Origin of the sequence: Streptomyces gottesmaniae (genome assembly GCF_031845845.1) — a bacterium.
Classification (GTDB): domain Bacteria; phylum Actinomycetota; class Actinomycetes; order Streptomycetales; family Streptomycetaceae; genus Streptomyces; species Streptomyces akebiae.
This window is the reverse complement of sequence record NZ_JAVRFJ010000045.1, coordinates 35,221-58,115: the sequence shown is the minus strand read 5'-3', so window position 1 is coordinate 58,115 and position 22,895 is coordinate 35,221. Positions and strand designations below refer to the sequence as shown.

The window sequence follows — 22,895 nt, the reverse complement described above, 5'->3', positions numbered from 1 at the left end:
TGTCTCCTTCGCGTTACCCAACTCCGTACGAACCCCAGAGATCCTACAAGGACTCCGCCGCCCGGTTCGCGCGCACCATGTCGACAAAGAGGGCGTGCAGCCGGTGGTCGCCGGTCAGTTCCGGGTGGAAGGACGTGGCGAGGGCGTTGCCCTGGCGTACGGCGACGATGTGGCCGTCGTGCTCGGCCAGCACCTCCGTCTCCGCGCCCACGGACTCCACCCAGGGGGCGCGGATGAAGACGCCCTCCACGGGATCGCCCTCGACGCCCACCACGTCGACCGTCGCTTCGAAGGACTCGTTCTGGCGCCCGAAGGCGTTGCGGCGCACGATCATGTCGATGCCGCCGATGGTCTCCTGGCCCGAGCGCGGGTCGAGGATCTTGTCGGCGAGCATGATCAGGCCGGCGCAGGTGCCGTACACGGGCATGCCGTCGCGCACGCGCGCGCGGAGGGGCTCCATCACGCCGAAGAGGACGGCGAGCTTGGAGATGGTGGTGGACTCGCCGCCGGGGATGACGAGGCCGTCCACCTCGGCGAGTTCCTCGGGGCGCCGCACCGGCCTGGCCACGGCGTCGGCCGCGGCCAGGGCGACGAGGTGCTCCCGTACGTCGCCCTGGAGTGCCAGGACGCCTATGACGGGGGTGTCGCTCATGGGTGCTTACCAGCCCCGGTTCGCGTAGCGCTCGGCCTCGGGGAGGGTGTCGCAGTTGATGCCGACCATGGCTTCGCCCAGGTTGCGGGAGGCGTCCGCGATGATCTTCGGGTCGTCGTAGAAGGTGGTCGCCTTCACGATGGCGGCGGCGCGCTTGGCCGGGTCGCCGGACTTGAAGATGCCGGAGCCCACGAAGACGCCCTCGGCCCCGAGCTGGCGCATCAGCGCGGCGTCGGCCGGGGTGGCCACACCACCGGCGGAGAACAGCACCACCGGGAGCTTGCCCAGCTCGGAGACCTCCTTGACCAGCTCGTACGGGGCGCGCAGCTCCTTGGCGGCGGCGTACAGCTCGTTGTTGTCGAAGCCGCGCAGCTTGGCGATCTCGTTCTTGATCTGGCGCAGGTGGCGGACGGCCTCGACGACGTTTCCGGTGCCGGCCTCGCCCTTGGAGCGGATCATCGCCGCGCCCTCGGCGATGCGGCGCAGGGCCTCGCCGAGGTTGGTGGCGCCGCAGACGAAGGGGGTGGTGAAGGCCCACTTGTCGGAGTGGTTGACCTCGTCGGCCGGGGTGAGGACCTCGGACTCGTCGATGTAGTCGACGCCGAGGGACTGCAGGACCTGGGCCTCGACGAAGTGGCCGATGCGGGACTTGGCCATGACCGGGATGGAGACGGCCTCGATGATGCCCTCGATCATGTCGGGGTCGGACATCCGGGCCACGCCGCCGTCCTTGCGGATGTCGGCGGGGACCCGCTCCAGGGCCATGACGGCGACCGCGCCCGCGTCCTCGGCGATCTTGGCCTGCTCCGGGGTGACGACGTCCATGATCACGCCACCCTTGAGCTGCTCGGCCATGCCGCGCTTCACGCGGGCGGTGCCGGTCTCGGGGGTCTGGGCGGCGGAGTTGGAGAGCGTGCTGGACACGGGTTTGACCTCGCTCGGGGAAGGGGGTTTCTGCAATCACCGAGGAAACGCGAGGGGAGCAGGCCACGGCAAGGGCCAATGGGGAGGCGGTGGATCGTTTTGTGGGGTGCCGGTTTCGTCGGCGGGTGCGGGTGCGTGGGGGCTGGTCGCGCAGTTCCCCGCGCCCCTGCAAGGCAGGGCCTGGGCTTCAGGGCGCGGGGAACTGCGCGAGAAGCCCCACCGGGCCCGCACCTGCCGACCGAAGCGGCACCCCCGAGCCATAAGGCGCCCAGAAGTCAGGCCGTGGCCCGGTCGGCCAAGGCAGCCGGCGGCTCGTCGTCCATCTCGAAGGCCATCGGGAACGGCGCGTGCCCGGCGAGCCGGAACCATCGAACCGTGCGATGCCGACGCAGCGCGCGCGCCGCCCGCACCGCGTCGTTGTGGAAGCGTCGCGCCATCGGCACCCGACGAACCGCCTGGGCCAGTTCGTTCGCCGCGTCCTCACCCCCCGGCGCCTCGCGCACCACCTCCACCTGCTGCGCGTCCGCGAACACGGCCCGTAGTGCCTGGCTCAGCTCGCTCTCGGCGACCTCGCGCTGCTCCTCCTCGGCCTGCCGGGCCGCGTGCGCCGCCTCGTAGAGGACGATCGAGGCAGCCGGGTCCAGCACCCCGGACGTGGCCAGTTCCTGGGCGACCGACGCGCGGCGCAGCAGCTGCGCGTCGAGCGCGGCACGGGCGGCGTCGATGCGCGCGTGCAGCCGGTCGAGGCGTCCCGCGGTCCAGCTCAGGTACAGGCCGATCGCGAACAGGACGACCGCGATCCAGATGAGTGTGGAAGTCACGGGCGGCAAGGCTACTACCGGTGCCCACCACCGCCACGGCCGAGTTCAGCGCTCCGCGCGGGGCGGGGGAAGCGCGCGTCCGGCCCCCGCACCCGCCGGAGTCATTCCCGGGCCAGTCCCAACCGCGCCCGCAGTCCGACCCGTTCGTCCGCCGCGACCGACGCGGCGCCCTCCGTGACGGTCTCGTAGACACCGAGGATGTCGGCGCCGACGGTGGACCAGTCGAACCGGCGGACGTGGGCGCTGCCCCGTTCGCGGAGTTCGGCACGGCGGTCCGGGTCGCCGAGGAGGCGCACGGCGGCGGTCGCGAGGGCGTCGGCGTCCTCGTTGGCGAAGAGCTCGCCCGCGGTGCCCTGGTCGAGGACCTGGGCGAAGGCGTCGAGGTCGGAGGCGAGGACCGGGGCGCCGGCGGACATGGCCTCGACGAGGATGATGCCGAAGCTCTCGCCGCCGGTGTTGGGGGCGACGTAGACGTCGACGCTGCGCAGGAAGCGGGCCTTGTCCTCGTCGCTGACCATGCCGAGGAACTCGACGCGGGAGCGCAGTTCCTCGGGCAGGGTCTCGACCGCCTCCTCCTCGTCCCCGCGCCCGGCGACCAGCAGCCGGGTCCGGGGGCGCTCGGCGAGGATCTTCGGGAGTGCCCTCATCAGGACCGGCAGGCCCTTGCGGGGTTCGTCGATGCGGCCGACGAAGCCGAGCGTGTCGCCCTGCCAGTCGGGGTTGGGCTTGGCGCGGGCGAAGAAGTCGACGTCGACGCCGTTCGGGATGACGACCGCGTCGCCGCCCAGGTGTTCGACCAGGGTGCGGCGGGCGTACTCGCTCACCGCGATCCGCGCGCTGATCTTCTCCAGCGCGGGCTGGAGGATCGGGTAGGCCGCGATCATCGCCCGGGAGCGCGGGTTGGAGGTGTGGAAGGTGGCCACGATCGGGCCCTGCGCGGCCCAGCAGGCCAACAGGCCGAGCGACGGGGAGGCCGGCTCGTGGATGTGGATCACGTCGAACGTGCCGTCGTGCAGCCAGCGCCGTACCCTCGCCGCCGACAGGAACCCGAAGTTCAGGCGGGCCACCGAGCCGTTGTAGGGCACCGGGACCGCGCGGCCCGCCGAGACGACGTACGGCGGCAGCGGTGTGTCGTCGTCGGCGGGGGCGAGCACCGACACCTCGTGGCCCAGGCGGATGAGGTGGTCGGCCAGGTCGCGGATGTGGAACTGGACTCCCCCGGGCACGTCCCAGGAGTACGGGCAGACGATCCCGATCTTCACGGGCGTCCCTTCTCGGAGTCCGTCGCGGTGTCCGGCCGCGGAGCACGCGCGGCACCCGTCGCGGAACCACCCGTCACGGGTTCCGTCGCCGGCCTCGGCGCGGGTGTCGTTGGGTTCTCGGGACCCTTCACGGGGTCGAGGTCCGCGAGCCACAGGCGCTGGAGCATGTGCCAGTCCTCCAGGTGGTCGGCGATGCCGGTGGCGAAGGCGTCAGCCAGCGCCTGTGTCATGACAGACGTCTTCTCGGCACGGGTGCCTGTCCCGGGGACCTCGATCGGGGCGTGGACGCGTCCCCGCATGACGGGCGAGTCGTCGAACCAGAGCGTCGCCGGCAGCAGCAGCGCGCCGGTGTGCTGGGCGAGGAGGGCCGGTCCGCCGGGCATCCGGGTGGGTTCGCCGAAGAAGTCGACCTCGACGCCCGACGCGGACAGGTCGCGGTCGGCGACCAGGCAGACCAGGCCGCCGTCGCGCAGCCGCCGCGCCAGCGTGCCGAAGGTGGATCCGCCGCTGTGCGGCAGGACCTCCATGCCGAGGCCCTCGCGGTAGGCGACGAAGCGGTCGTAGAGCGTCTCGGGCTTGAGGCGTTCGGCGACCGTCGTGAACGGTGTCTTCAGCTCGGTGGTGACCCAGGCGCCGGCGAGGTCCCAGTTGGCCAGGTGCGGCAGCGCGAGGACGACGCCCCGGCCGGCGGCGAGGCCGTCGGTGAGGCGGTGGAGGTCCTCGACGGTGACGCCGCTCCTGATCCGCTCCTCGCTCCAGGCGGGGAGCCGGAAGGACTCCATCCAGTAGCGCAGGTACGAGCGCATGCCCGCGCGGGACAGCTCGGCCAGGCGCTCCGGGCCCGCGTCGGGCACCACGCGCGCGTAGTTGGCCTCCAGGCGGCGCACGAGGGGGCCGCGACGCTTCCAGGTGGCGTCGGCGATCGTCCGGCCGAGGCGTACGGCGACGGGCTCGGGGAGCTTCTTCACGGTGCTCCAGCCCAGGCCGTACAGCCCGTCCGTCAGCCGGTCCCGCAGAGCGCTCACGGGGTCGCCTCGCTGTTGTGGGCGGTGTCCGGGCTCTCCTGCTCGGTCGCGGCAGCGGCCTCCGCCTCGGCCTCGGCGGACTCGCGACGGACCGTGACCACGCGCTGGATCAGCGTGACAAGGCTGCCGACGGCGACGATCCACAGGGCGATGGGCAGCAGGACGTCGATGCCGGGCACCCCGAAGGCGTGCAGTCCGGAGAGTCCGGCCGCGACCAGCGAGATCACCAGGCGCTCGGCACGCTCCACCAGCCCGTTGACCGCCACCGGCAGGCCGATCGACTCGCCTCGCGCCTTGGTGTACGACACCACCTGGCCGCTCGCCAGGCAGAAGATCGAGACGGCGCACAGGGCGAGGTCGTCGCCCTTGCCCGCGTACCAGAGAGCGAAGCCGCCGAAGATCGCGCCGTCGGCCACCCGGTCGAGCGTGGAGTCGAGGAAGGCCCCCCAGCGGCTGGAGCGGCCCATCTGACGGGCCATGTTGCCGTCGACGAGGTCCGAGAACACGAACAGCGTGATGACGATCGTGCCCCAGAAGAACTCGCCCCGGGGGTAGAAGACCAGCGCGCCCGCGATCACTCCGGCGGTGCCGATGAGGGTGACCGTGTCGGGGCTGACGCCCCGGCGGATCAGAAACGCGGCGAACGGTGTGAGGACACGCGTGAAGAATGCACGCGCGTACTTGTTCAGCATGGCCTTCCCGAGGGTCGGTGTCGCCGCGTGGCCCCTGTTGGCCATCCGGCTGGCCCATCGTAGCCACGCGCGCGCGTGTGCGATCGTCGGGCACCAGCCCGCCGTGTCCCACGGGCGTGACCGGGTCGCGAGGAGGGATCACGTCCTTCGTATGGACGCACCGTGACGCGAGTGCAAAGCTCGAAGACACCGCGGGCGTCATCGGAGCCGCCACCGCACGCGGATCCGCATGTCCGCGCCCACAGTGACCTCACCGTGCACGGGAGGCAGGATCATGGGCGACAAGGCGAACGCACATCCCGGAGCCGCCGGCAGGGCTACGGCGGCCGACCACCCCGCGTCCGTACGGAATGTGGTGCTGGTCGGCCACTCCGGTTCGGGCAAGACGACTCTGGTGGAGGCTCTCGCGCTGACGGCGGGGGCGGTGAACCGGGCGGGCCGCGTGGAGGACGGCGGCACCGTCTCCGACTACGACGAGATCGAACACCGGCAGCAACGCTCGGTGCAGCTCTCCCTCGTCCCCGTCGAATGGGGCGGGTACAAGATCAATCTGTTGGACACCCCCGGATACGCCGACTTCGTCGGGGAACTCAGGGCCGGTCTGCGAGCGGCGGACGCGGCCCTTTTCGTCGTCTCGGCCTCGGACGGCGTCGACGGCTCGACCCGCATGGTGTGGGAGGAGTGCGCGGCGGTCGGCATGCCGCGGGCGATCGTGATCACGCACCTGGAGGCCGCGCGGTCGGACTTCGAGGAGATGACCCGGATCTGTGCGGAGACGTTCGGCGGGGACGACCCGGACGCCGTCCTTCCGCTCTATCTGCCGCTGCACGGCCCCCAGGGCCCGGACGGGCACGCGCCCGTGACCGGGCTGACCGGACTGTTGTCGCAGAAGCTCTACGACTACTCCTCCGGCGAGCGCAAGGAGTCCGAGCCCGGCCCGGAGCAGCTGCCCGCGATCGAGGAGGCCCGCGACCGGCTCATCGAGGGGATCATCTCCGAGAGCGAGGACGAGACCCTCATGGACCGCTATCTCGGCGGCGAGGCCATCGACGTCGGGACGCTCGTCGACGACCTGGAGCGGGCCGTGGCGCGCGGGGTCTTCCACCCGGTGCTGGCCGCCGCCCCGGCGGCCGACGGCGCCAAGCAGGGCATCGGCACGGTCGAGCTCCTCGAACTGATCACCGGCGGCTTCCCCACCCCCCTGGAGCGCGAGACGCCCACGGTCACCACCCCCGAGGGCCGGCCCCGCGAGATCACGTCGGCCTGCGACCCCGACGGACCACTGGTCGCCGAGGTCGTCAAGACCGCCAGCGACCCCTACGTGGGCCGGATATCCCTGGTACGGGTCTTCTCCGGGACGCTGCACCCCGACGAGACGGTGCACGTCTCCGGGCACGGCCTGGCCGACCGCGGGCACGAGGACCACGACGTCGACGAGCGGATCGGCGCCCTGTCCACCCCGTTCGGCAAGCAGCAGCGGACACTCACGCACTGCATCGCGGGTGACCTGGCATGTGTGGCGAAACTGAGCCGCGCGGAGACCGGGGACACGCTCTCGGCCAAGGACGACCCGCTGCTCATGGAGCCGTGGGAGATGCCCGACCCGTTGCTGCCGCTCGCCATCCAGGCACACAGCAAGGCCGACGAGGACAAGCTCTCCCAGGGCCTCGCCCGGCTGGTCGCCGAGGACCCGACCATGCGGCTCGAACAGAACCAGGACACGCACCAGGTCGTCCTCTGGTGCCTGGGCGAGGCGCACGCCGACGTGGCGCTGGAGCGGCTGCGCAGCCGCTACGGCGTCCAGGTCGACGTCGTACCGCACCGGGTCTCCCTGCGGGAGACGTTCGCCGACAGGTCGGCGGGCCGGGGCCGGCACGTGAAGCAGTCCGGTGGACACGGGCAGTACGCGATCTGCGAGATCGAGGTGGAGCCGCTGCCCGGCGGGTCCGGCATCGAGTTCGTCGACAAGGTCGTCGGCGGCGCGGTGCCCCGGCAGTTCATCCCGTCCGTCGAGAAGGGAGTACGGGCGCAGGCCGCGAAGGGTGTCGCGGCCGGTTATCCGCTCATCGACGTACGGATCACGCTGCGCGACGGCAAGGCGCACTCGGTGGACTCCTCGGACGCCGCGTTCCAGACGGCGGGCGCGCTGGCGCTGCGCGAGGCCGCCGCCGACGCGAAGATCCACCTGCTGGAGCCGGTGGCCGAGGTGTCGGTCCTGGTCGGCGACTCGTACGTGGGCCCGGTGATGAGCGATCTGTCCGGCCGGCGCGGCCGGGTCGTGGGCACCGAGCAGGCGGGCGGCGGACGCACCCTCGTCCGGGCCGAGGTACCGGAGATCGAGATCGACCGGTACGCCGTCGATCTGCGGTCGCTCTCCCACGGCACCGCGCGCTTCGGCCGCCGGTACACGCGGCACGAGCCGATGCCGTCCCATGTCGCCGACAGGCTCCGGGAACAGATCAGGGAGAACTGACAGGGAGAACCGACCGGAGGGGTCCGGGACCCGGCGGACGAGAGGACAGCGGTGACCTCACGGTGGACGGCCACGGCCGTCCACCGGTGGGTTCCGTGAATGTCCGTTCCCGGCGCCGCGCGATGTCCGCGGCTACGGATACGCTGATCACCTGATCGACAAGTATGGCTCGATCAGGCCCAGATCAGGCTATGACCTGATCAACAGGTGTGCGGAGCACGGAAGTCGGGAAGAGCCGCAGGAGCGAGTGTGCGGCGATGGGGGCGGCGGTGGCGGACGAATTCGATTTCTCTCCCGGGGCACAGGTGCCACTGACGGGCGCCGCGGGCCAGACCGCGGCGACGTACGCCCTGGCATCCGCGGCCTACCGGGACAACGAGATCGCGGAGATCCTCAAGGCCAACAACGACTGGCACAAGTCCACGGTCAAACCCGGCCGCAAGTGGGCGACCATCTTCCGGCCGAACCTCGGGGAGGCCTTCTCCCTGGCGGTGCGGGACCGGATGGTCGGCGCGGGCCGCAAACCGCTCATCCAGTCCTTCGGCATGGAGCCGCAGGTCGTCGTCGAGCACTGCCTCGCGGCGAACAACATCCGCCGGGAGCGCGACAACTGGCTGTCGGCGATCATGGTCCTGTGCGGCCTGCTCTTCCTTCCCGGGCTCCTGCTGTGGCTGCTGGTCTTCCAGATCCGTACGACGGTCGCCAAGCGTGAGGACAAACGGGCGGGCGTGCTCGGCACCACCCTGCTGGTCGCGGTGGGCGCCCTCGCCGTGATCTTCCTGCTCAAGATGCCCTTCGACGGCTTCTGGGCCTGGTACGCGCGTGCGTGCGTGGTGCTTCCGGTGGTCGGCTGGTTCTGGGCCAAGCAGATCTGCGAGCGGGCCGCGCAGGACCTGCGGGACCGCTGGTCCGGCCTGCTGGCGGGCGGTGGCATCGGCGCCAAGATCCCCGAGGCCGTGCCCGGCAGCCCCGGCGAGACCAAGGCCGAGCAGTTGCGCAAGGAGCTGGCCCGGCTCAGCGCCGAGCAGCGCTCCAACCTCGTCTTCTACGCCGGCCCCAAGGGCATCCTCGGCATGGGCACCCGCTGGGGCAGCTGGCAGCTCGCCGAGGACCTCGTACCGGCCGACTCCGGCAGGGAGATCCACCCGTTCCGCAGCTGGGACGTCATACGCGCCATCCACGACCAGCTGCGCATGCTGGAGCGCACCCCCCTCAACACCGGTGGTTTCACGGCCCCTTCCATCAAGCACTGGATCGTGAGCCCCATCGGCGAGGGCGCGGGCGCCGTGGCCCGGCCCGACAGCACCGACGTGGACGCGTACCAGTACAAGACGCACGCCATACAGGAGATCTGCAACAAGCAGCACTTCGGCAGCGGCAACCGCCACTACCTGGGCGTCCAATGGACCCTCTGGGACGGGCAGTTGATCATCACCATGCTGGTCACGGTCACCGTGCTGCACCAGACGCTCCGCATCGAGGTGACCGGGCACGCCCTGGGTCCGGTGCACGGACTGTTCACGACCGGTCCCGCGGCCAAGGAGAAGGAAGTCCAGAAGTCGCTGCGCTTCTGGGAGACGCGCAAGATCAAGCTCCCCCTCGTCGACGCCGACGAGGTCGTACGGCTCGCCGCGCGCGCCCCTCTGACCTGGTATCCGCCGCTGCTCAACTGGCTCGGCGGCTCCATGGGCCTGCCCGAGCCGTTCGGCCTGCGGCACGCCTGGGCCGACCAGCCGTGGCGGCACCGCTTCATGGCCGACGACGCGCTGCGCGCCGCCACACCGGTGCTCCGCGTGGTGCACAACGCCGCGATCAAGGTGCTCAAGGAGAACGGCGTGGACACCGAGAAGTTCGGTTCCCGGGCCGGGTTCCTCAGCGGGGCGGTGCAGGATCCGACGCCGCGCAAGGCGGACCTCTACGACGCGTGATCGCTGCGCTGGCTCTGCCTGGGGACGCGTGAGGGGTGGGTGCGGGGGAACTGCGCGACCAGCCCCCACGCCCGCGGACGAACAAGCACCCGACCCGTTGGCTACACCGTCGGCCAGGCGTCGGCCAGCATCTTCCTCGTGTCGGCCAGGAGCTGCGGCAAAATCCTCGTGTGGCCGACGACCGGCATGAAGTTGGTGTCGCCACCCCAGCGCGGCACGATGTGCTGGTGGAGGTGGGCCGCGATGCCCGCTCCCGCGACCGACCCCTGGTTCATGCCGATGTTGAAGCCGTGCGCGCCGGAGGCGGTGCGCAGGGCGGTCATGGACTGCTTGGTCAGCTCGGCCAGCTCGGTGGTCTCCGGCCCGGTGAGGTCCGTGTAGTCCGCGACGTGCCGGTAGGGCACGACCATGAGGTGGCCGCCGTTGTACGGGTAGAGGTTGAGGACCGCGTAGACGTGCTCCCCGCGCCTGATGACCAGGCCGTCCTCATCCGATTTGGCCGGGATCGAGCAGAACGGACAGCCGTCTTCGGCGCCGGGGCCGGTCGGCTTGTTCTCGCCCTGGATGTACGCCATCCGATGGGGCGTCCACAGGCGCTGGAACGCGTCCTGCGTCCCCACTCCGATCTGCTGCTCCGGCTCACTCGTCATGCAGTGCAGCATATGGCTTCGCCCGTTCGCGGCGTGTCGCCGGGTACCGGCGCGGAACGGCCGGGGCCAAGCTGAGGCGATGGACCACGACAGCCGCGCGCTCCGCTGGGAACGCCGCACGGGACGCGTGCTCGCCGGGGCGTCGGCCCTCTTCCTCGCCTCGTACGCGGTACGGGTTCTGGCCCATGACCTCCCCCAGGGGTGGCTGGACCTCTGCCTCGCGGTGACCATGCTGTGCTGGGCGGTCTTCGTCCTCGACTACGCGGTGCGCTGGCGGCTCAGCGGGCTGGGCGCGAGGTTCGTGCGCGTCCACTGGCTGGACACCGTCGTGCTCGTGCTGCCGCTGCTGCGCCCCCTGCGCGTCGTGCAGATCCACGACGCCGTGCGGCGTCGCCACGACCGGCCCCGGCTCTCGCTGCACGCGCGCGTGGCCGTCTACGCGGGTCTGTCCGTGACCCTGCTCGGCTTCACCGGCGCCCTCGCCGTCTACCAGCAGGAACACGCGGCCCCGGACGCGTCGATCGTGACGTTCGGGGACTCGGTGTGGTGGACCTGCGCGACGCTCGCCACGGTGGGGTACGGGGACGTCACCCCCGTGACCCCGATGGGCCGGACGATCGCCGTCTTCCTCATGGCGTGCGGTCTGGCCCTGCTCGGCACGGTGACGGGGTCGTTCGGGTCGTGGCTGCTCCAGGTGTTCGCGCGGGAGGACGAGCAGAGGCCCCCGGAGAGCTGAACTCCCCGAGGGCCTCACCTCGACCTCGGCGCGGGTACGCCTCAGATCTGGACGCGGTCCGCCACGACCTGCGCGATCTTCGCGATGGCCTCCTCGACGGGGATGCCGTTCTCCTGCGAGCCGTCGCGGTAGCGGAAGGAGACGGCACCGGCGGCCATGTCCTCGTCGCCCGCGATGACCATGAAGGGCACCTTCGCCTTCTGGGCGTTGCGGATCTTCTTCTGCATGCGGTCGGAGGAGGCGTCGACGTCGACGCGGAGGCCCTTCTTCTTCGCCTCGGCGGCGAACCTCTGCAGGTACTCCACGTGCGCGTCGCCGATCGGGATGCCGACCGCCTGGACGGGCGCCAGCCACGCCGGGAAGGCGCCCGCGTAGTGCTCCAGGAGCACCGCAAAGAAGCGCTCGATCGAGCCGAACAGGGCGCGGTGGATCATGACCGGACGCTGCTTGGACCCGTCCGGGCCGGTGTACTCCAGGTCGAAGCGCTCGGGCAGGTTGAAGTCGAGCTGGACCGTGGACATCTGCCAGGTACGGCCGATCGCGTCCTTGGCCTGGACGGAGATCTTCGGGCCGTAGAACGCGGCGCCGCCCGGGTCCGGGACCAGCGGGAGGCCCTGCTTCTCGGCGACCTGGCGGAGTGTCTCGGTCGCCTCCTCCCACGCCTCGTCCGAGCCGACGAACTTCTCCGGGTCCTTGGTGGACAGCTCCAGGTAGAAGTCGGTGAGGCCGTAGTCGCGCAGCAGGTTGAGGACGAAGGTGAGCGTCTTGTCGAGCTCGTCCGCCATCTGCTCGCGGGTGCAGTAGATGTGCGCGTCGTCCTGGGTGAAGCCGCGGGCCCGGGTCAGACCGTGCACGACGCCCGACTTCTCGTACCGGTACACCGTCCCGAACTCGAAGAGGCGCAGCGGCAGTTCACGGTAGGAGCGGCCGCGCGCGTCGAAGATCAGGTTGTGCATCGGGCAGTTCATGGGCTTGAGGTAGTAGTCCACGCCCTCGTCGAGCTGCATGGGCGGGTACATGCCGTCGGCGTACCAGTCCAGGTGGCCCGAGACCTCGAAGAGCTTCCCCTTCGTGGCGTGCGGGGTGTAGACGAACTCGTAGCCCTCCTCCTCGTGCCGGCGGCGCGAGTAGTCCTCCATGACCCGGCGGATGATGCCGCCCTTGGGGTGGAACACGGCGAGGCCGGAGCCGATCTCGTCCGGGATGGAGAACAGGTCGAGTTCGTTGCCCAGCTTGCGGTGGTCGCGCTTCTCGGCCTCGGCGAGGAAGTCGAGGTGGGCCTTCAGCTCCTCCTTGGAGGGCCAGGCGGTGCCGTAGATGCGCTGGAGCATCGGGTTCTTCTCGCTGCCGCGCCAGTACGCGGCGGCGTTGCGCATCAGCTTGAACGCGGGGATGTTGCGGGTGGTGGGCAGGTGCGGACCGCGGCAGAGGTCCTTCCAGCAGAGGTCACCGGTCTTGGCGTCCAGGTTGTCGTAGATCGTCAGCTCGCCGGCGCCGACCTCGACGTCCGCTCCGTCGTCGGAGGACGCCGAACCCTTGAGGCCGATCAGCTCCAGCTTGTACGGCTCGTTCGCCAGTTCCTCGCGGGCCGCCTCGTCGGTGACCACGCGGCGGGAGAAGCGCTGGCCGCGCTTCTGGATCTCCTGCATCTTCTTCTCGATGGCCTTGAGATCCTCGGGCGTGAACGGCTTCTCCACGTCGAAGTCGTAGTAGAACCCGTCCCGGACGGGCGGCCCGATGCCCAGCTTCGCCTCGGGGAACAGCTCCTGCACCGCCTGGGCCATGACGTGCGCGGTGGAGTGGCGCAGGATGTTGAGGCCGTCCTCGGAGGAGATCTCCACGCTCTCGACGGTCTCGCCGTCCCGCACCTCGTACGCGAGGTCCTTCAGCTCTCCGGCCACACGGGCCGCGACGACGGTCCGCTCGCCGGCGAAGAGGTCGGCGGCCGTAGTGCCCGTCGTCACCACGCGCTCTTCCCGCTCGGAATCGCGTTGGATGATCACACGGACGTCGGACACCGGTCTCTCCTGACTGAAGGGGACCACCTACGGATTTTCGTGGGTGGTCCCCGAATCGTACCGAGCCGGGGGTGCCCTCTGCTAAACGGTTAAGGCGGACGCGGTCAGTCCCCTCCGCACGCCTCCTCGAAGAAGGCCGTGATCTCGGCGGTCTCCTGGAGCGACTTCATCAGCCGGTCCCGTTCGGCCTCGTCGACCTGCACGGGCGCGATCCCGTCGGCGTTCGTCAGCCGCCGGAACCCGCCCCGGCTCTCCAGCCGGCCGTGCACCCGGACCGGCAGACCGACGAGATGGGCCTGCCCCGCGATCCGGTACGACTCCTCGTCCAGGGTCATGCGGACGTGCGGGACCTCGGCGCCGGCGATGACCCGCAGCCGTACCGTGCCCTCGCCGCGCGCCGCCGACCGGCGCATCCGCACCACCGCCCCGGTGATCCGTACGGGCATCGGGGGTTCCGCGCGGAGATAGCGGGCCCCTGCCTCGCGCAGCACGGGCAGGTCGCCCGGGGAGAACTCGACGGCGTCGGCCGGTGTCGCACCGCCCTCGGGGACCCCGGCGGCGGGCGCCCAGTCGACGGCGACGCGGGCGCCCTCGGTGCCGCGGACGAGAGTGACGAGGGCCTCGGTCAGCTCGTGGCTGACCCCGGCCTCGACGGCGCCGTCGAAGGCGTCCATGCCGCCGGTGGCGCGTTGGTAGTCGATGGCCTCGCGGGCGGCGTACAGGGCCTGGTGGAGTCGTAAGGCCAAGGGGCGGCCGGTGGCGACGGGGACGAAGGCGGTCAGCCGACGGCCTCCGGGGGCGGCGCCGACGAGGACACCGTCCAGCGAGGCGGCGGCGGGCAGACGGTGCCGGGCGCCGTGGTAGCCGGCTCGTGCGCGGGTGGCCAGGGCCGCCGCGAGGAGCATCTGGCGGGCGGCGGAGCGCAGTTGGTCCTCCACGACCCAGGAGGCGGTGCCCAGCGGGCCGGTGGGGACGTCGCGCCACCAGTGGATCTCGTCGCTGGGCACGGTGAGGGCGATCAGCACGTCCCGTGCGGCGGGCGACCCGCTCCGGGACAGCGCGGTGAGCGCTTCGCCGAGCAGGTCGTCGCTGTCGGGGAAGGCCCGGTTCTCCGGCACGAGCAGACTCATGCCACGCCCGGCCGGCTCGGGCGGGGTCCAGCGCCCGTACCGCCCGGTGGCTCCGCCGCGCCGCTGCCACCCGTGCCGTCGCAGCAGGACGCCCAGCACGGCGGGGTCCACCTGCGCCGGGTCGGGCGGCTGAGTCCAGGTGGGTTCGACGGGGTGGGGTCGCGCGGGACCCACGGGCTGGTTGATGGGGCTGCGCGCGGACGCGCCCGCGGTCCGCGGTCGTGGGCCGTCGTCGATGGGGCCGTGGGTCACGGTCTGCCTCCCGTTCCGACCCGCGTCATGATCTCGCAGAGCGCACGGTCGTCGAAGATGCGCGAGGTCGGGACGCGCACGGTGGTGCGGCGCCGACCGGTGATCGGGTGTCCGGCGAGATTGGTCCAGTAGCAGCAGTGCCGCAGGTCGAGGCGGTCGTGGCCGGCCCGCAGCCACTGCTCCTGCGACCTGGGGACGATCATCACGACCAGGATCTTGTGCACCGAGACGGGTGTGCGGGCGAGCTTCGCCAGGTGCTCGTTGTCGAGGGTGAAGGAGAAGAAGCGGCCCGGGGGGTCCGGCGCCAGCTGGTAGGTGGCCTTGAGCTGCACCTTGATGGTCACCTCGTCGTCGACGGTGTGACCGGGCGAGCCGTGACTGACGTGCCAGTCGATGCCGTTGTCCGGAAAGGGCTGGGACAGCGAGCAGCCGGCGGCGGCCGCCACCGCGTGCAGATATCCCACCTGCAGGGTCTCCATGCAGGCGGTGGTGGCGAGGGAGCCGCGGAGCGGTGCCGCGTGCTCGGGCAGCAGCCCGCCCCGCTCGGGCTGCGCAATGGCCATGACCAACAGCCTTCCCCTACAGGTGTTTCCCCGTGCCGGGCCCCTGAACTGCGCAGACCCGTACTTCTGTTGTCTCCGTCCGGCGTACGGCGCAAACAGCCCGGGTATCACCAAACTGGCAGAAGACGGGACGTCAGCTGCCGTGGGTGAACGAGGAGTTGTGGACACATGACGTGTTGGTACGAGGGGCCCTTGGCGGCGTTCGACACGGAGACCACGGGCGTGGACGTCGAGACCGACCGGATCGTGTCGGCCGCCGTCGTCGTCCAGGACGCGCCCGGCACCCGCCCCCGGGTGACCCGGTGGCTGGTGAACCCGGGCGTGCCGGTGCCCGCCGCGGCGACGGCGGTGCACGGGCTGACGGACGAACAGTTGCAGCGCGACGGCCGCTGGCCGGCGCCGGTGATGGAGGAGATAGCCAGGGCGCTGGCCGAGCAGGCGGTGCGCGGCCGTCCGCTGGTGGTGATGAACGCGCCGTTCGATCTGACCCTGCTGGACCGCGAGTTGCGACGGCATCGCGCCTCGTCGCTGGACCACTGGTTCGAGACGACGCCGTTGCGGGTCCTCGATCCGCGGGTCCTGGACAAGCATCTGGACCGCTACCGCAAAGGTCGGCGCACGCTCACCGATCTGTGCGCGCACTACGAGGTGTCCCTGGACGGCGCGCACGACGCGGCGGCCGACGCGCAGGCGGCGATGGACGTCGTACGCGCGGTGGGCCACCGCTTCGCGACCCGGCTCGCCCGCCTCTCCCCCGCCGAACTGCACACGCTGCAGGCCGTCTGGCACGCGGCCCAGGCCCGCGGTCTGCAGGCCTGGTTCGCCCGCAGCGGCACGGAGGAGGCGGTGGACCCGGCTTGGCCGTTGCGTCCGGATCTGCCGGCCGCGGCCTGAGCAGTGCGGTGCGGTGCGTCAGGCTCGACGGGGCGGTCCGGGCGCTCCGGGTCCATGAACGACAGCAGTCCCTTCCCCGTCGGGGAAGGGACTGCTGTATTTCCGGGTGGGCGATACTGGGTTCGAACCAGTGACCTCTTCGGTGTGAACGAAGCGCTCTCCCACTGAGCTAATCGCCCGGGAACGGACTGAACAATACAGGTCCCGACGGGTCTGGTTCAAACCGCTTGGCCAGCCGTCGTGAGGTACGCGGTGAGCCCTCGCCGTCCCGCCCGCATCATCAACGCGTGGTTGGCGCGGAACACCGGACGCCCCGGTACGGCGAGCCGTCGCATCAGGTTCTTGCAGACCTCGACCTCCTGGTCGTACCGGGCGAGCGTGCCGGTCCCGTCGGCGGTGAGCGTCCAACGGGCCCAGCCGTCCAGGTCACCGGTCAGCTCGATCTCCAGGACGCCGGCCACCCGGTCGCGCCGTACCTCGCGCGCGGTGAAGGCGAGGTCGTACGGAAGGACCGAGCGGATCCGGACGGTGCCGGTGGTCTCGTCGATCCGGGTCACCTCGCGGACCTGCGGCCACCAGTGCGGGTAGTCGTCGGCGCGCTGGAGCACGTCGTACACGGCGGTGGGGCGAGCGGGCAGGTTCCAGTGGCTGCGGAAGCGGTAGTGGCACCAGTCCATGGTCGGATTCTGCCCGCACAGGGCCGGTTCGTGCGGGATCTGAGTACGGCCTGAGTATCAGCGCTCATGTGGTACGCCGTGACGCGGACCACACTCCGGTGCATGACGTCCTTTCCGTCCCCTGCCGAGGAGTTGCGGGTCCTCGACGCCGAGCTGCGGCACCTCGACGCCCGCCGGACCTTCCTGCTGAGCCGCCGCGCGTGGCTGGTCAGCGCCCTGTACGCCGCCGCGCCCGGGCCCACGCCCGCGGCACCGCCGGTACGGCGCCCGGAGGCGACCGTACCGCGCGTCCAGAACGTGCTGCTGGTCCTCGGTGGCGTCCTGCTGACCGTCGCGGCGATCGCGTTCACGCTGGTCAGCTGGGGGCACATGGGCATCGCGGGGCGGGCGCTGGTGCTCGGCGCGGTCACGGTGGCCGCGCTCGGCGCTCCCGCGCTCCTCCTCCGACGCGGCCTGCGTTCGACGGCCGAGGCGGTGGCGGGCCTGGGCCTCGCCCTGACCGTCCTGGACGCCTACGCCCTGTACGAGGTCGCCTTCACGGGGGCGGACGGCACGGGGTACGCGGCGGTCGCGGCGGCCGTGCTCGCGACGGTGTGGGCTGCGTACGGGCTGGGGCTCGGCGCGCTGCCGACCGGGGCGGCGGAGTCCGGGTCGACGGTGCCCCGCTCCGCCCTGGGCCTGCCGCTTCCCCTCGCTCTGTGCGCCGCTCAACTCCCGCTCATCCTTTGGTCGTTCGCGGTGAACGCGAGCGTGGAGACGGTCACAGCCCTGCTGCTGGTGACAGCGGCGGCCGACACCGCGATCGCGCTCCGGGTGTCCCTCGTGCCGGTACGGATCGTCGCCGTGGTCGGCGCGGCCGGCTGGGGTGCCTTGGGCGTGTCGACGGCCGGGTGGCTCTCGTGGGCCGCCACCGGCCCGAGCGCCGCCGCCCGTGCGGCGGCGCTCCTCGCCCTCGCGGCGGCGATCGCCCTCACGACCGCCTGGCTCGCCCCGAAGCCCGCCCTGGCCCTGGGCGCCGCCCTCACCGGCGGGCTTCTCGCGGTGACGGGCCTCGGCGGCATCGCCCGCGCGGTGCTGCCCGAGATGTGGACGGTCCCGGCCCATCTCCTCTGCGGGCTCGCCCTGTTGACAGCCGTACGGGCACAGGCCCCCGAGCCCGTACGGCGCGGTCTCGTCCACGCCTCCGCCGTGGTCCAAGGCCTCGCGCTGGCCACCACGGTGCCGGTGGTGGCGATCGTGCTGCTGGGCCCGGTCAGCCTGCTGGAGCGGATCTGGTCCGGCACGCCCGCGGACGCCCGGGCGGCGGTGACGCTCGACGCTCCCTGGCCCCCGAACACGGCGACCGTCCCCCTCGTGCTCGCCGCCGTCGCCGGAGTGCTGGCCCTGACCGGACGCACCGCCCCGTGGCGGACCCCGGCCCTGGTGGGTGCCTCGGTCCTCGCCTGGGCGACGGTCCTGGTCCTCCCCGCGGTCCTGGAACTGCCGTACGCGGCCGGGCTGATGACCCAGGGGCTTCTGGTGGTGGTCACCCTGGCCCTCGCCGGGCTCGCACGGTCGGCGGCGCCCGAGCGGCCTCAGCCGTCCACGGCGGCCGACCGCCTCCGGTCGCCTCTGCCGCTCACCGGCACCCTGCTGGCCCTGGTCACCTCCGTGAGCCTGGTCCTGCACTCCCTGGCCACCGAACCCGCGACCCTCATCGCCCTCGCGGCCTCGACCGTCCTGTTCGCGGCGGCGGCGTGGCGCACCGACCTCGGCGTCCTCGCCGCGCCCGCCTCGTTCGTCCATGCCACGGCCCTGACCTGCGCGATCGGCGCGTCCGCCGGCTGGGAGCCCCAGCACACCGCCCTGCTCGTCCTGACCGTCCCGGCGATCGCGGCCCTGGTCGCGGCACGTCTCGGCGACTCGCCCACGACGATCCCGGTCGAGGCGACCGGCGCCGCGGCCGGCCTCCTGGCCATCGCCCTCTCGGCCGTGCACCCGCCGCTGCTGGCCCTCACCCTCGCGCTCTGCGGTGTGATCGTCACGGGCAGAGCGGTACGACCGGACCGCCGTCACCTCGGCTATCTGGCCGCCACGCTCCTCGTGACGGCGTCCTGGGTGCGGCTGGCGGTCTGGGAGGTCGGCTCACCGGAGGCGTACACCCTGCCGGTGACCCTCCCCGCCCTGCTCGTCGGCCGACTGCGCCGGCGCCGGGACGTGGCGGTCTCGTCCTGGACGGCGTACGGCCCGGGACTCGCCGTCACGCTCGTCCCGAGCCTCTTCGCGGCCTGGGGCGACACCCACTGGCTCCGTCCCCTGCTGCTGGGTGTCGCCGCCCTGGCCGTCACCCTGCTGGGCGCCCGCCACCGCCTCCAGGCCCCGCTGCTCCTCGGCGGCGCCACCCTCGCCCTGGTCGCCCTGCACGAACTGGCCCCCTACATCGCCCAGGTCGTGGACGCCCTCCCCCGTTGGGTACCTCCCGCACTCGCCGGTCTTGCCCTGCTCGCGGCGGGTGCCACCTACGAACAGCGCCTGCGCGACGCACGCCGAGTGCGGGAGGTGCTCGGAAAGCTCACGTGAGACGCCTGAGGAGCGCCCCGCAAGGGGCTCGGGGAACCGCGCGACCAGCCACGACCGATGCGCGGTCCCCCACCGACCCCGGGCGCCCCCACCTCCCTGGCGCCCCGTCGAGGCGGCGCCCCGAGCGGAGCGTCACGGCATCTTGTCGCCCACCAGAGCCAGGTTCTGGATGGCCGCCAGGCCGTACAGCGCGGTCGCGTTGGTGGACACCCACGCCGCCTCGCTGCCCGGCACGAGCGCCGTCGGACCCTCGATCTTCTTGGTGGACCAGTCGGTCGACTCCTTGTAGTCCCAGGTGTCGGCACTGTTGTAGAACTGCCGCCACGCACGGGCCGCGAGCTTGTCGTCCTTCAACTGCACGGCGGCGTACGCGTCCTGTCGCGAGTGGCCCTGGAAGAGCAGCAGGGTCCCGAAGTGGGAGCCGTAACGGGCGGTCTGCTCGGCCCTCGTGGCGTTGAAGTAGCGGCAGTAGTCGAGCCACGCCTCCTTGAACTTGGGCATGTCGATCTGGTCGAGGAGCTCCGCGCACATCTCGACCAGGCCGAACATCGCCGACAGGTGCGAGACGCCGACCACCGGCTTGTCCGCGACGGCGAACTTGCCCGTGTCGAGGTCGTACAGCCCGGTGCCCTGGACGAACCCGTTGGGCTGGGCCGCGATGGTCTCCATGGTCGACAGCACGCGGGCCTTGGCCTTCTCCCACTTGGGGCCGCGTCGCTCCCACTCGGTCAGCCACGCCGACACCAGCCCCGACCAGTCGGTGCCGAAGCCGATCGACAGGGCGTTGCGGTCAGGGGTGTAGGGCTCGGTGCGGATCTTGCGGATGGGATCGAGGACGAGGAACGTCTCGTCGGAGTCGACGTTGGCGTGCATGAGGTCGCCGACGCGTTCGTCGGCGGTGAGGAAGTAGTAGTAGCGGCGGTAGGTGGTGTTGGCGATCCGCTGCTGCTTGGCGCTGTCGGCGTAGTGCTGGACACCGTGGCGGGTGCCGAGGCCCGCCCACTTCCCCAAGTGGTACACGTCGACCTCGCCGGTGTGGCGGGTCATGGCCTCGGCGAAGCGGAAGATGTCGGCGCGCCCGGAGCGCATGTACGCGAACCACAGCCACAGGTCGGGCGAGAGCTCGGAGTTGTCCCAGGCGTAGCCGCCGACGTCGTAGCACCACTGATGACGGCTGGGGTCGTAGCTGTGCATGATGTCGCCGTAGTCCCAGAAGCCGTACCACCGGCGCATCTCCACCTGGTCCTTGTAGTAGGTGAAGAGGAAGTCGAGGTGGTCCTCGATCTTCGCCTTGGCGGCGGTGGACCGGTCGGGCTCGGAGAACAGCTTGCCGAAGACGCCCGCCTTGATGAGCTGCTTGGGCGGGGCGGCGAGCTGCGCGGGTGTGCGGACGGCCTCGACCTGCTTGGCCATGTCCTCGGCGCCGGGCGTGGACTCGTGGGCCCAGAAGAGCAGTTCGCTGGTGCGGGCGATGCCGTAGGGGGTGCCGAACCCCGGCTCGTAGTCCTCGTAGGTGATGTTGAGGCCTTCGAGCTGCTCGGGATAGGTGTCCTGGCCCATGCCGTCGTGGTAGAAGCGCAGGTCCATGGGCTGCGCCTCGGGCGACCAGAGCCAGAGGGTGATCTCGGCGGTGTCGGTGTGGGCGTCGCGGATGTCGAGCTGCGCGGGGAACTTCTCCCAAAAGTCGCGCAGGCCGAAGGCGAACCCGCCGGAGGCGCCGCCGACGTACCCGAAGCCGCTCGCCCTGCGGCCGCCGCCTGCCGGGATCCAGCCATGGCCCTTCTTGGTGCGCTTGCGGACACCGAAGCCGTCGGCGGACAGCTGCGAGAGCGTGTAGTCGCCCCACTCGGGGATGTACTGCAGGCGGGTGGTGACCCGCTGGTCCCACGTCGAGGGGTCGGGCAGCTTCTTGCCCTCGAACTGGGCGGTACGCACCGCCGCGCCGGGATCGCGGCGCAGTCCGGTGATGCCCTTGACCGCCTCGCGCAGCAGACCGGTGCCCTCGCCGCCGATGCGGATGTGGCGGTCGTAGGCGGCGTCGCGCATCGGCACCTTGAAGCGGACGCCGATGCCGCGGATGAAGTCGCCGCTGGCCTTTCCGGGTTCCTGGGTGCCGTCGAAGGTGATGGTGTGCACCATGCGGAACGACTCGGCGCCCGCGTAGAAGTAGAGGCGGATGGAGAAGGGCAGCCAACTGCGGCTTCCCTTGCGGTGCTTGCCGTCGATGCGGACGACCGCGCGGACCGGGCCCTCCTGCTCGACCTCGACCTCGTCGATGACACTCTCGAAGCGCTCGTACTTCTCGGTGCCCTGGTCGCCGTCCTCGATCTCGGGCTGGCGGAGCAGTACCAGCCGACCGGTGTGGGCGATCTCGGTGGAGCCGCGCCGTACGGACTTCACGAGGGTGGAGCCGGACTTGCCGATCGTGGCGGTGATGACGCCGGTCGAGACGTCGATGGTGCCGCCGCTCTTGTCGACGGTGACCTTCTTCTCCGGCGCGGCCGGCGCGCCGGCGGCGAGGGTGAGCTTGCCGGAGCCGGCGCCCGCGCCCACCGCGTGCGCGGTCCACTTCACGGAGCCGTCCGGCCAGTAGCCGATCGGCCAGGACTGGACCGGGATGTCCTTGCCGTCCGCGTCCCTCAAGGAGAACGACTGTTCCTTCTCGTAGGCGCCCTTCGGCCACGGCACACCCACGGTCGAACCGGGAGCGGCGCCGAGTCCGCCGTCCTCCAGCCAGTCCAGGACCACCGGGTCCGCCTCCGCGGCCTCGGCTCTGGGCGCGGCCTGCGCGTTCGAACTCCCTAGCGCCCAGCTGAACTGCGCTGCGGCTCCTGCGACGGCGGCCGCCTTGAGAAGGGACCTGCGGTCGATGGGGGACATGGCCTTTCCTTTCCGAACGGGAAGTCGTGCGTGCGGGTAGTCAGGGGCATGACAGAGGGAGGCGCGGCGCCCCCGAGGGGGCGCCGACCTGGGTGCGGCGCGCCGCCCCTGCGGTCAGCGGCGGCGCCGGTACCGCTCCTCCACGGCGAGGGCCGCCGCGGCGACGGCCCCGAGCACCGGGACCGCCAGCGGCGCGACGAACCAGGCGGAGCAGGCCACCACGGCCAGTCCGCCGACGAGCAGGAAGGACCCGGCGGGGTCGAGCACGGTCCGCCGACCGGCCGCGCCCAGCAGGGCCCGCCAGGTGGCTCCGGGCCGCCAGAGCGCCGCCCCGCGGAGTCCGGCGACGGCGGCGCCGATCAGGGCGAGGACGCCGATCGCGCCGACCAGCGGCCCGCCCGGGATGCCGGCGCGTACGGCCTGGACATCCACCCAGACCGCCGCCAGGGCCGCCCACCCGGCGAGCCCGACGAGCCAGCCGCCGCGCACCGCTGCCCGGAAGTCGGCCACGAACTCCCGCCAGCCGCCGCCCTCATGAGCCGTACGGCGTCGCAGATGCCGGGAGCCCGCGGCGAAGGCGGCGGGGTACGTCACCAGCGGCAGCGAGGCCAGCGCGATCCACACCCCGGTGAGCAGACACTCGGCGAACAGCGCGAACCGCTCAGCGAGCGGGGACTCCTCGCGGGGCGCGGCCGACTTGGCACGGTCGCGGGTACGGGTGCGGGTGCGGGTGCGGGTGCGGGCGAGAGCCATGGTCGG

The 22,895-nt window shown here is 71.7% G+C and carries 18 protein-coding genes and 1 tRNA gene; 5 read left to right on the top strand and 14 right to left on the bottom strand.

The genetic code is table 11. From position 1 onward, the window contains the following. Positions 1 to 43 precede the first annotated feature (43 nt). From pdxT to pgsA, 6 genes are all read right to left on the bottom strand, one after another. Positions 44 to 652: a pyridoxal 5'-phosphate synthase glutaminase subunit PdxT gene (pdxT, locus tag RM704_RS37255; RefSeq protein ID WP_033532595.1), complete on the bottom strand. Its 609-nt coding sequence runs from the start codon at positions 650 to 652 to the stop codon at positions 44 to 46. A gap of 6 nt (positions 653 to 658) precedes the next feature. Beyond that, positions 659 to 1,576 carry a pyridoxal 5'-phosphate synthase lyase subunit PdxS gene (gene pdxS / locus RM704_RS37250; RefSeq protein ID WP_033532596.1) on the bottom strand — a complete coding sequence of 306 codons (918 nt, stop codon included), beginning with the start codon at positions 1,574 to 1,576 and terminating at the stop codon, positions 659 to 661. A 275-nt stretch (positions 1,577 to 1,851) separates the two neighbouring features. Beyond that, positions 1,852 to 2,397, bottom strand: coding sequence for a LemA family protein (locus RM704_RS37245; RefSeq protein WP_033532597.1), 546 nt, complete (start codon positions 2,395 to 2,397; stop codon positions 1,852 to 1,854). 101 nt (positions 2,398 to 2,498) lie between these two features. Further along, a complete protein-coding gene (locus RM704_RS37240; RefSeq protein WP_033532598.1) occupies positions 2,499 to 3,659 on the bottom strand; it encodes a glycosyltransferase family 4 protein in 1,161 nt (386 codons plus the stop codon). Beyond that, positions 3,656 to 4,684, bottom strand: coding sequence for a phosphatidylinositol mannoside acyltransferase (locus tag RM704_RS37235; RefSeq protein WP_052146616.1), 1,029 nt, complete (start codon positions 4,682 to 4,684; stop codon positions 3,656 to 3,658). The genes RM704_RS37240 and RM704_RS37235 overlap by 4 nt, the downstream gene beginning before the upstream one ends. Next, positions 4,681 to 5,421: a phosphatidylinositol phosphate synthase gene (pgsA, locus tag RM704_RS37230; RefSeq protein WP_078937580.1), complete on the bottom strand. Its 741-nt coding sequence runs from the start codon at positions 5,419 to 5,421 to the stop codon at positions 4,681 to 4,683. The genes RM704_RS37235 and pgsA overlap by 4 nt, the downstream gene beginning before the upstream one ends. Positions 5,422 to 5,650: 229 nt before the next feature. On the opposite strand from pgsA, the gene RM704_RS37225 reads away from it, so the two are divergent. Together RM704_RS37225 and RM704_RS37220 are read left to right on the top strand one after the other, a co-directional pair. Further along, complete coding sequence (locus RM704_RS37225) at positions 5,651 to 7,849, top strand: elongation factor G-like protein EF-G2 (protein ID WP_033532600.1); 2,199 nt, start codon at positions 5,651 to 5,653, stop codon at positions 7,847 to 7,849. A 257-nt stretch (positions 7,850 to 8,106) separates the two neighbouring features. Continuing rightward, positions 8,107 to 9,777 carry an AbeC-like domain-containing protein gene (locus RM704_RS37220; protein ID WP_033532601.1) on the top strand — a complete coding sequence of 557 codons (1,671 nt, stop codon included), beginning with the start codon at positions 8,107 to 8,109 and terminating at the stop codon, positions 9,775 to 9,777. A 101-nt stretch (positions 9,778 to 9,878) separates the two neighbouring features. Here the strand turns inward: RM704_RS37220 and RM704_RS37215 are convergent, their stop codons facing one another. After that, positions 9,879 to 10,439, bottom strand: coding sequence for an HIT family protein (locus RM704_RS37215; protein WP_033532602.1), 561 nt, complete (start codon positions 10,437 to 10,439; stop codon positions 9,879 to 9,881). Between the two features lie 67 nt (positions 10,440 to 10,506). On the opposite strand from RM704_RS37215, the gene RM704_RS37210 reads away from it, so the two are divergent. After that, positions 10,507 to 11,163 carry a potassium channel family protein gene (locus RM704_RS37210; protein ID WP_033532603.1) on the top strand — a complete coding sequence of 219 codons (657 nt, stop codon included), beginning with the start codon at positions 10,507 to 10,509 and terminating at the stop codon, positions 11,161 to 11,163. Positions 11,164 to 11,204: 41 nt separating this feature from the next. On the opposite strand, the gene thrS is transcribed toward RM704_RS37210, so the two are convergent. The 3 genes from thrS to RM704_RS37195 all read right to left on the bottom strand — a co-directional run bounded on the left by thrS (position 11,205) and on the right by RM704_RS37195 (position 15,126). Then, on the bottom strand, positions 11,205 to 13,181 hold the full coding sequence (gene thrS / locus RM704_RS37205; protein WP_033532604.1) for a threonine--tRNA ligase: 1,977 nt from the start codon (positions 13,179 to 13,181) through the stop codon (positions 11,205 to 11,207). Positions 13,182 to 13,285: 104 nt separating this feature from the next. Next, positions 13,286 to 14,563, bottom strand: coding sequence for a hypothetical protein (locus RM704_RS37200; protein ID WP_438828975.1), 1,278 nt, complete (start codon positions 14,561 to 14,563; stop codon positions 13,286 to 13,288). Then, on the bottom strand, positions 14,560 to 15,126 hold the full coding sequence (locus tag RM704_RS37195; RefSeq protein ID WP_033532605.1) for a DUF4365 domain-containing protein: 567 nt from the start codon (positions 15,124 to 15,126) through the stop codon (positions 14,560 to 14,562). Before RM704_RS37195 ends, RM704_RS37200 begins: the two co-directional genes overlap by 4 nt. 168 nt (positions 15,127 to 15,294) lie before the next feature. On the opposite strand from RM704_RS37195, the gene RM704_RS37190 reads away from it, so the two are divergent. Beyond that, entirely contained in the window at positions 15,295 to 16,020 is a 726-nt protein-coding gene (locus RM704_RS37190) for a 3'-5' exonuclease (RefSeq protein ID WP_033532606.1), read from the top strand. Between the two features lie 107 nt (positions 16,021 to 16,127). Here RM704_RS37190 and RM704_RS37185 read toward each other — a convergent pair. After that, positions 16,128 to 16,199, bottom strand: a tRNA-Val gene (locus tag RM704_RS37185). A 39-nt stretch (positions 16,200 to 16,238) separates the two neighbouring features. Beyond that, positions 16,239 to 16,697, bottom strand: a complete 459-nt coding sequence (locus RM704_RS37180; protein ID WP_033532607.1) for an SRPBCC family protein — start codon at positions 16,695 to 16,697, stop codon at positions 16,239 to 16,241. 102 nt (positions 16,698 to 16,799) lie between these two features. Here RM704_RS37180 and RM704_RS37175 point away from each other — a divergent pair, with 102 nt between their 5' ends. Continuing rightward, the gene (locus RM704_RS37175; protein ID WP_033532655.1) at positions 16,800 to 19,256 is read left to right on the top strand and encodes an SCO7613 C-terminal domain-containing membrane protein; all 2,457 of its coding nucleotides are present in this window, start codon (positions 16,800 to 16,802) and stop codon (positions 19,254 to 19,256) included. 132 nt (positions 19,257 to 19,388) lie between these two features. Here the strand turns inward: RM704_RS37175 and RM704_RS37170 are convergent, their stop codons facing one another. Both RM704_RS37170 and RM704_RS37165 read right to left on the bottom strand, forming a co-directional pair. Next, positions 19,389 to 22,136, bottom strand: a complete 2,748-nt coding sequence (locus RM704_RS37170; RefSeq protein ID WP_033532608.1) for an exo-rhamnogalacturonan lyase family protein — start codon at positions 22,134 to 22,136, stop codon at positions 19,389 to 19,391. A gap of 114 nt (positions 22,137 to 22,250) precedes the next feature. After that, complete coding sequence (locus RM704_RS37165) at positions 22,251 to 22,889, bottom strand: hypothetical protein (RefSeq protein WP_033532609.1); 639 nt, start codon at positions 22,887 to 22,889, stop codon at positions 22,251 to 22,253. Positions 22,890 to 22,895: the final 6 nt, after the last annotated feature.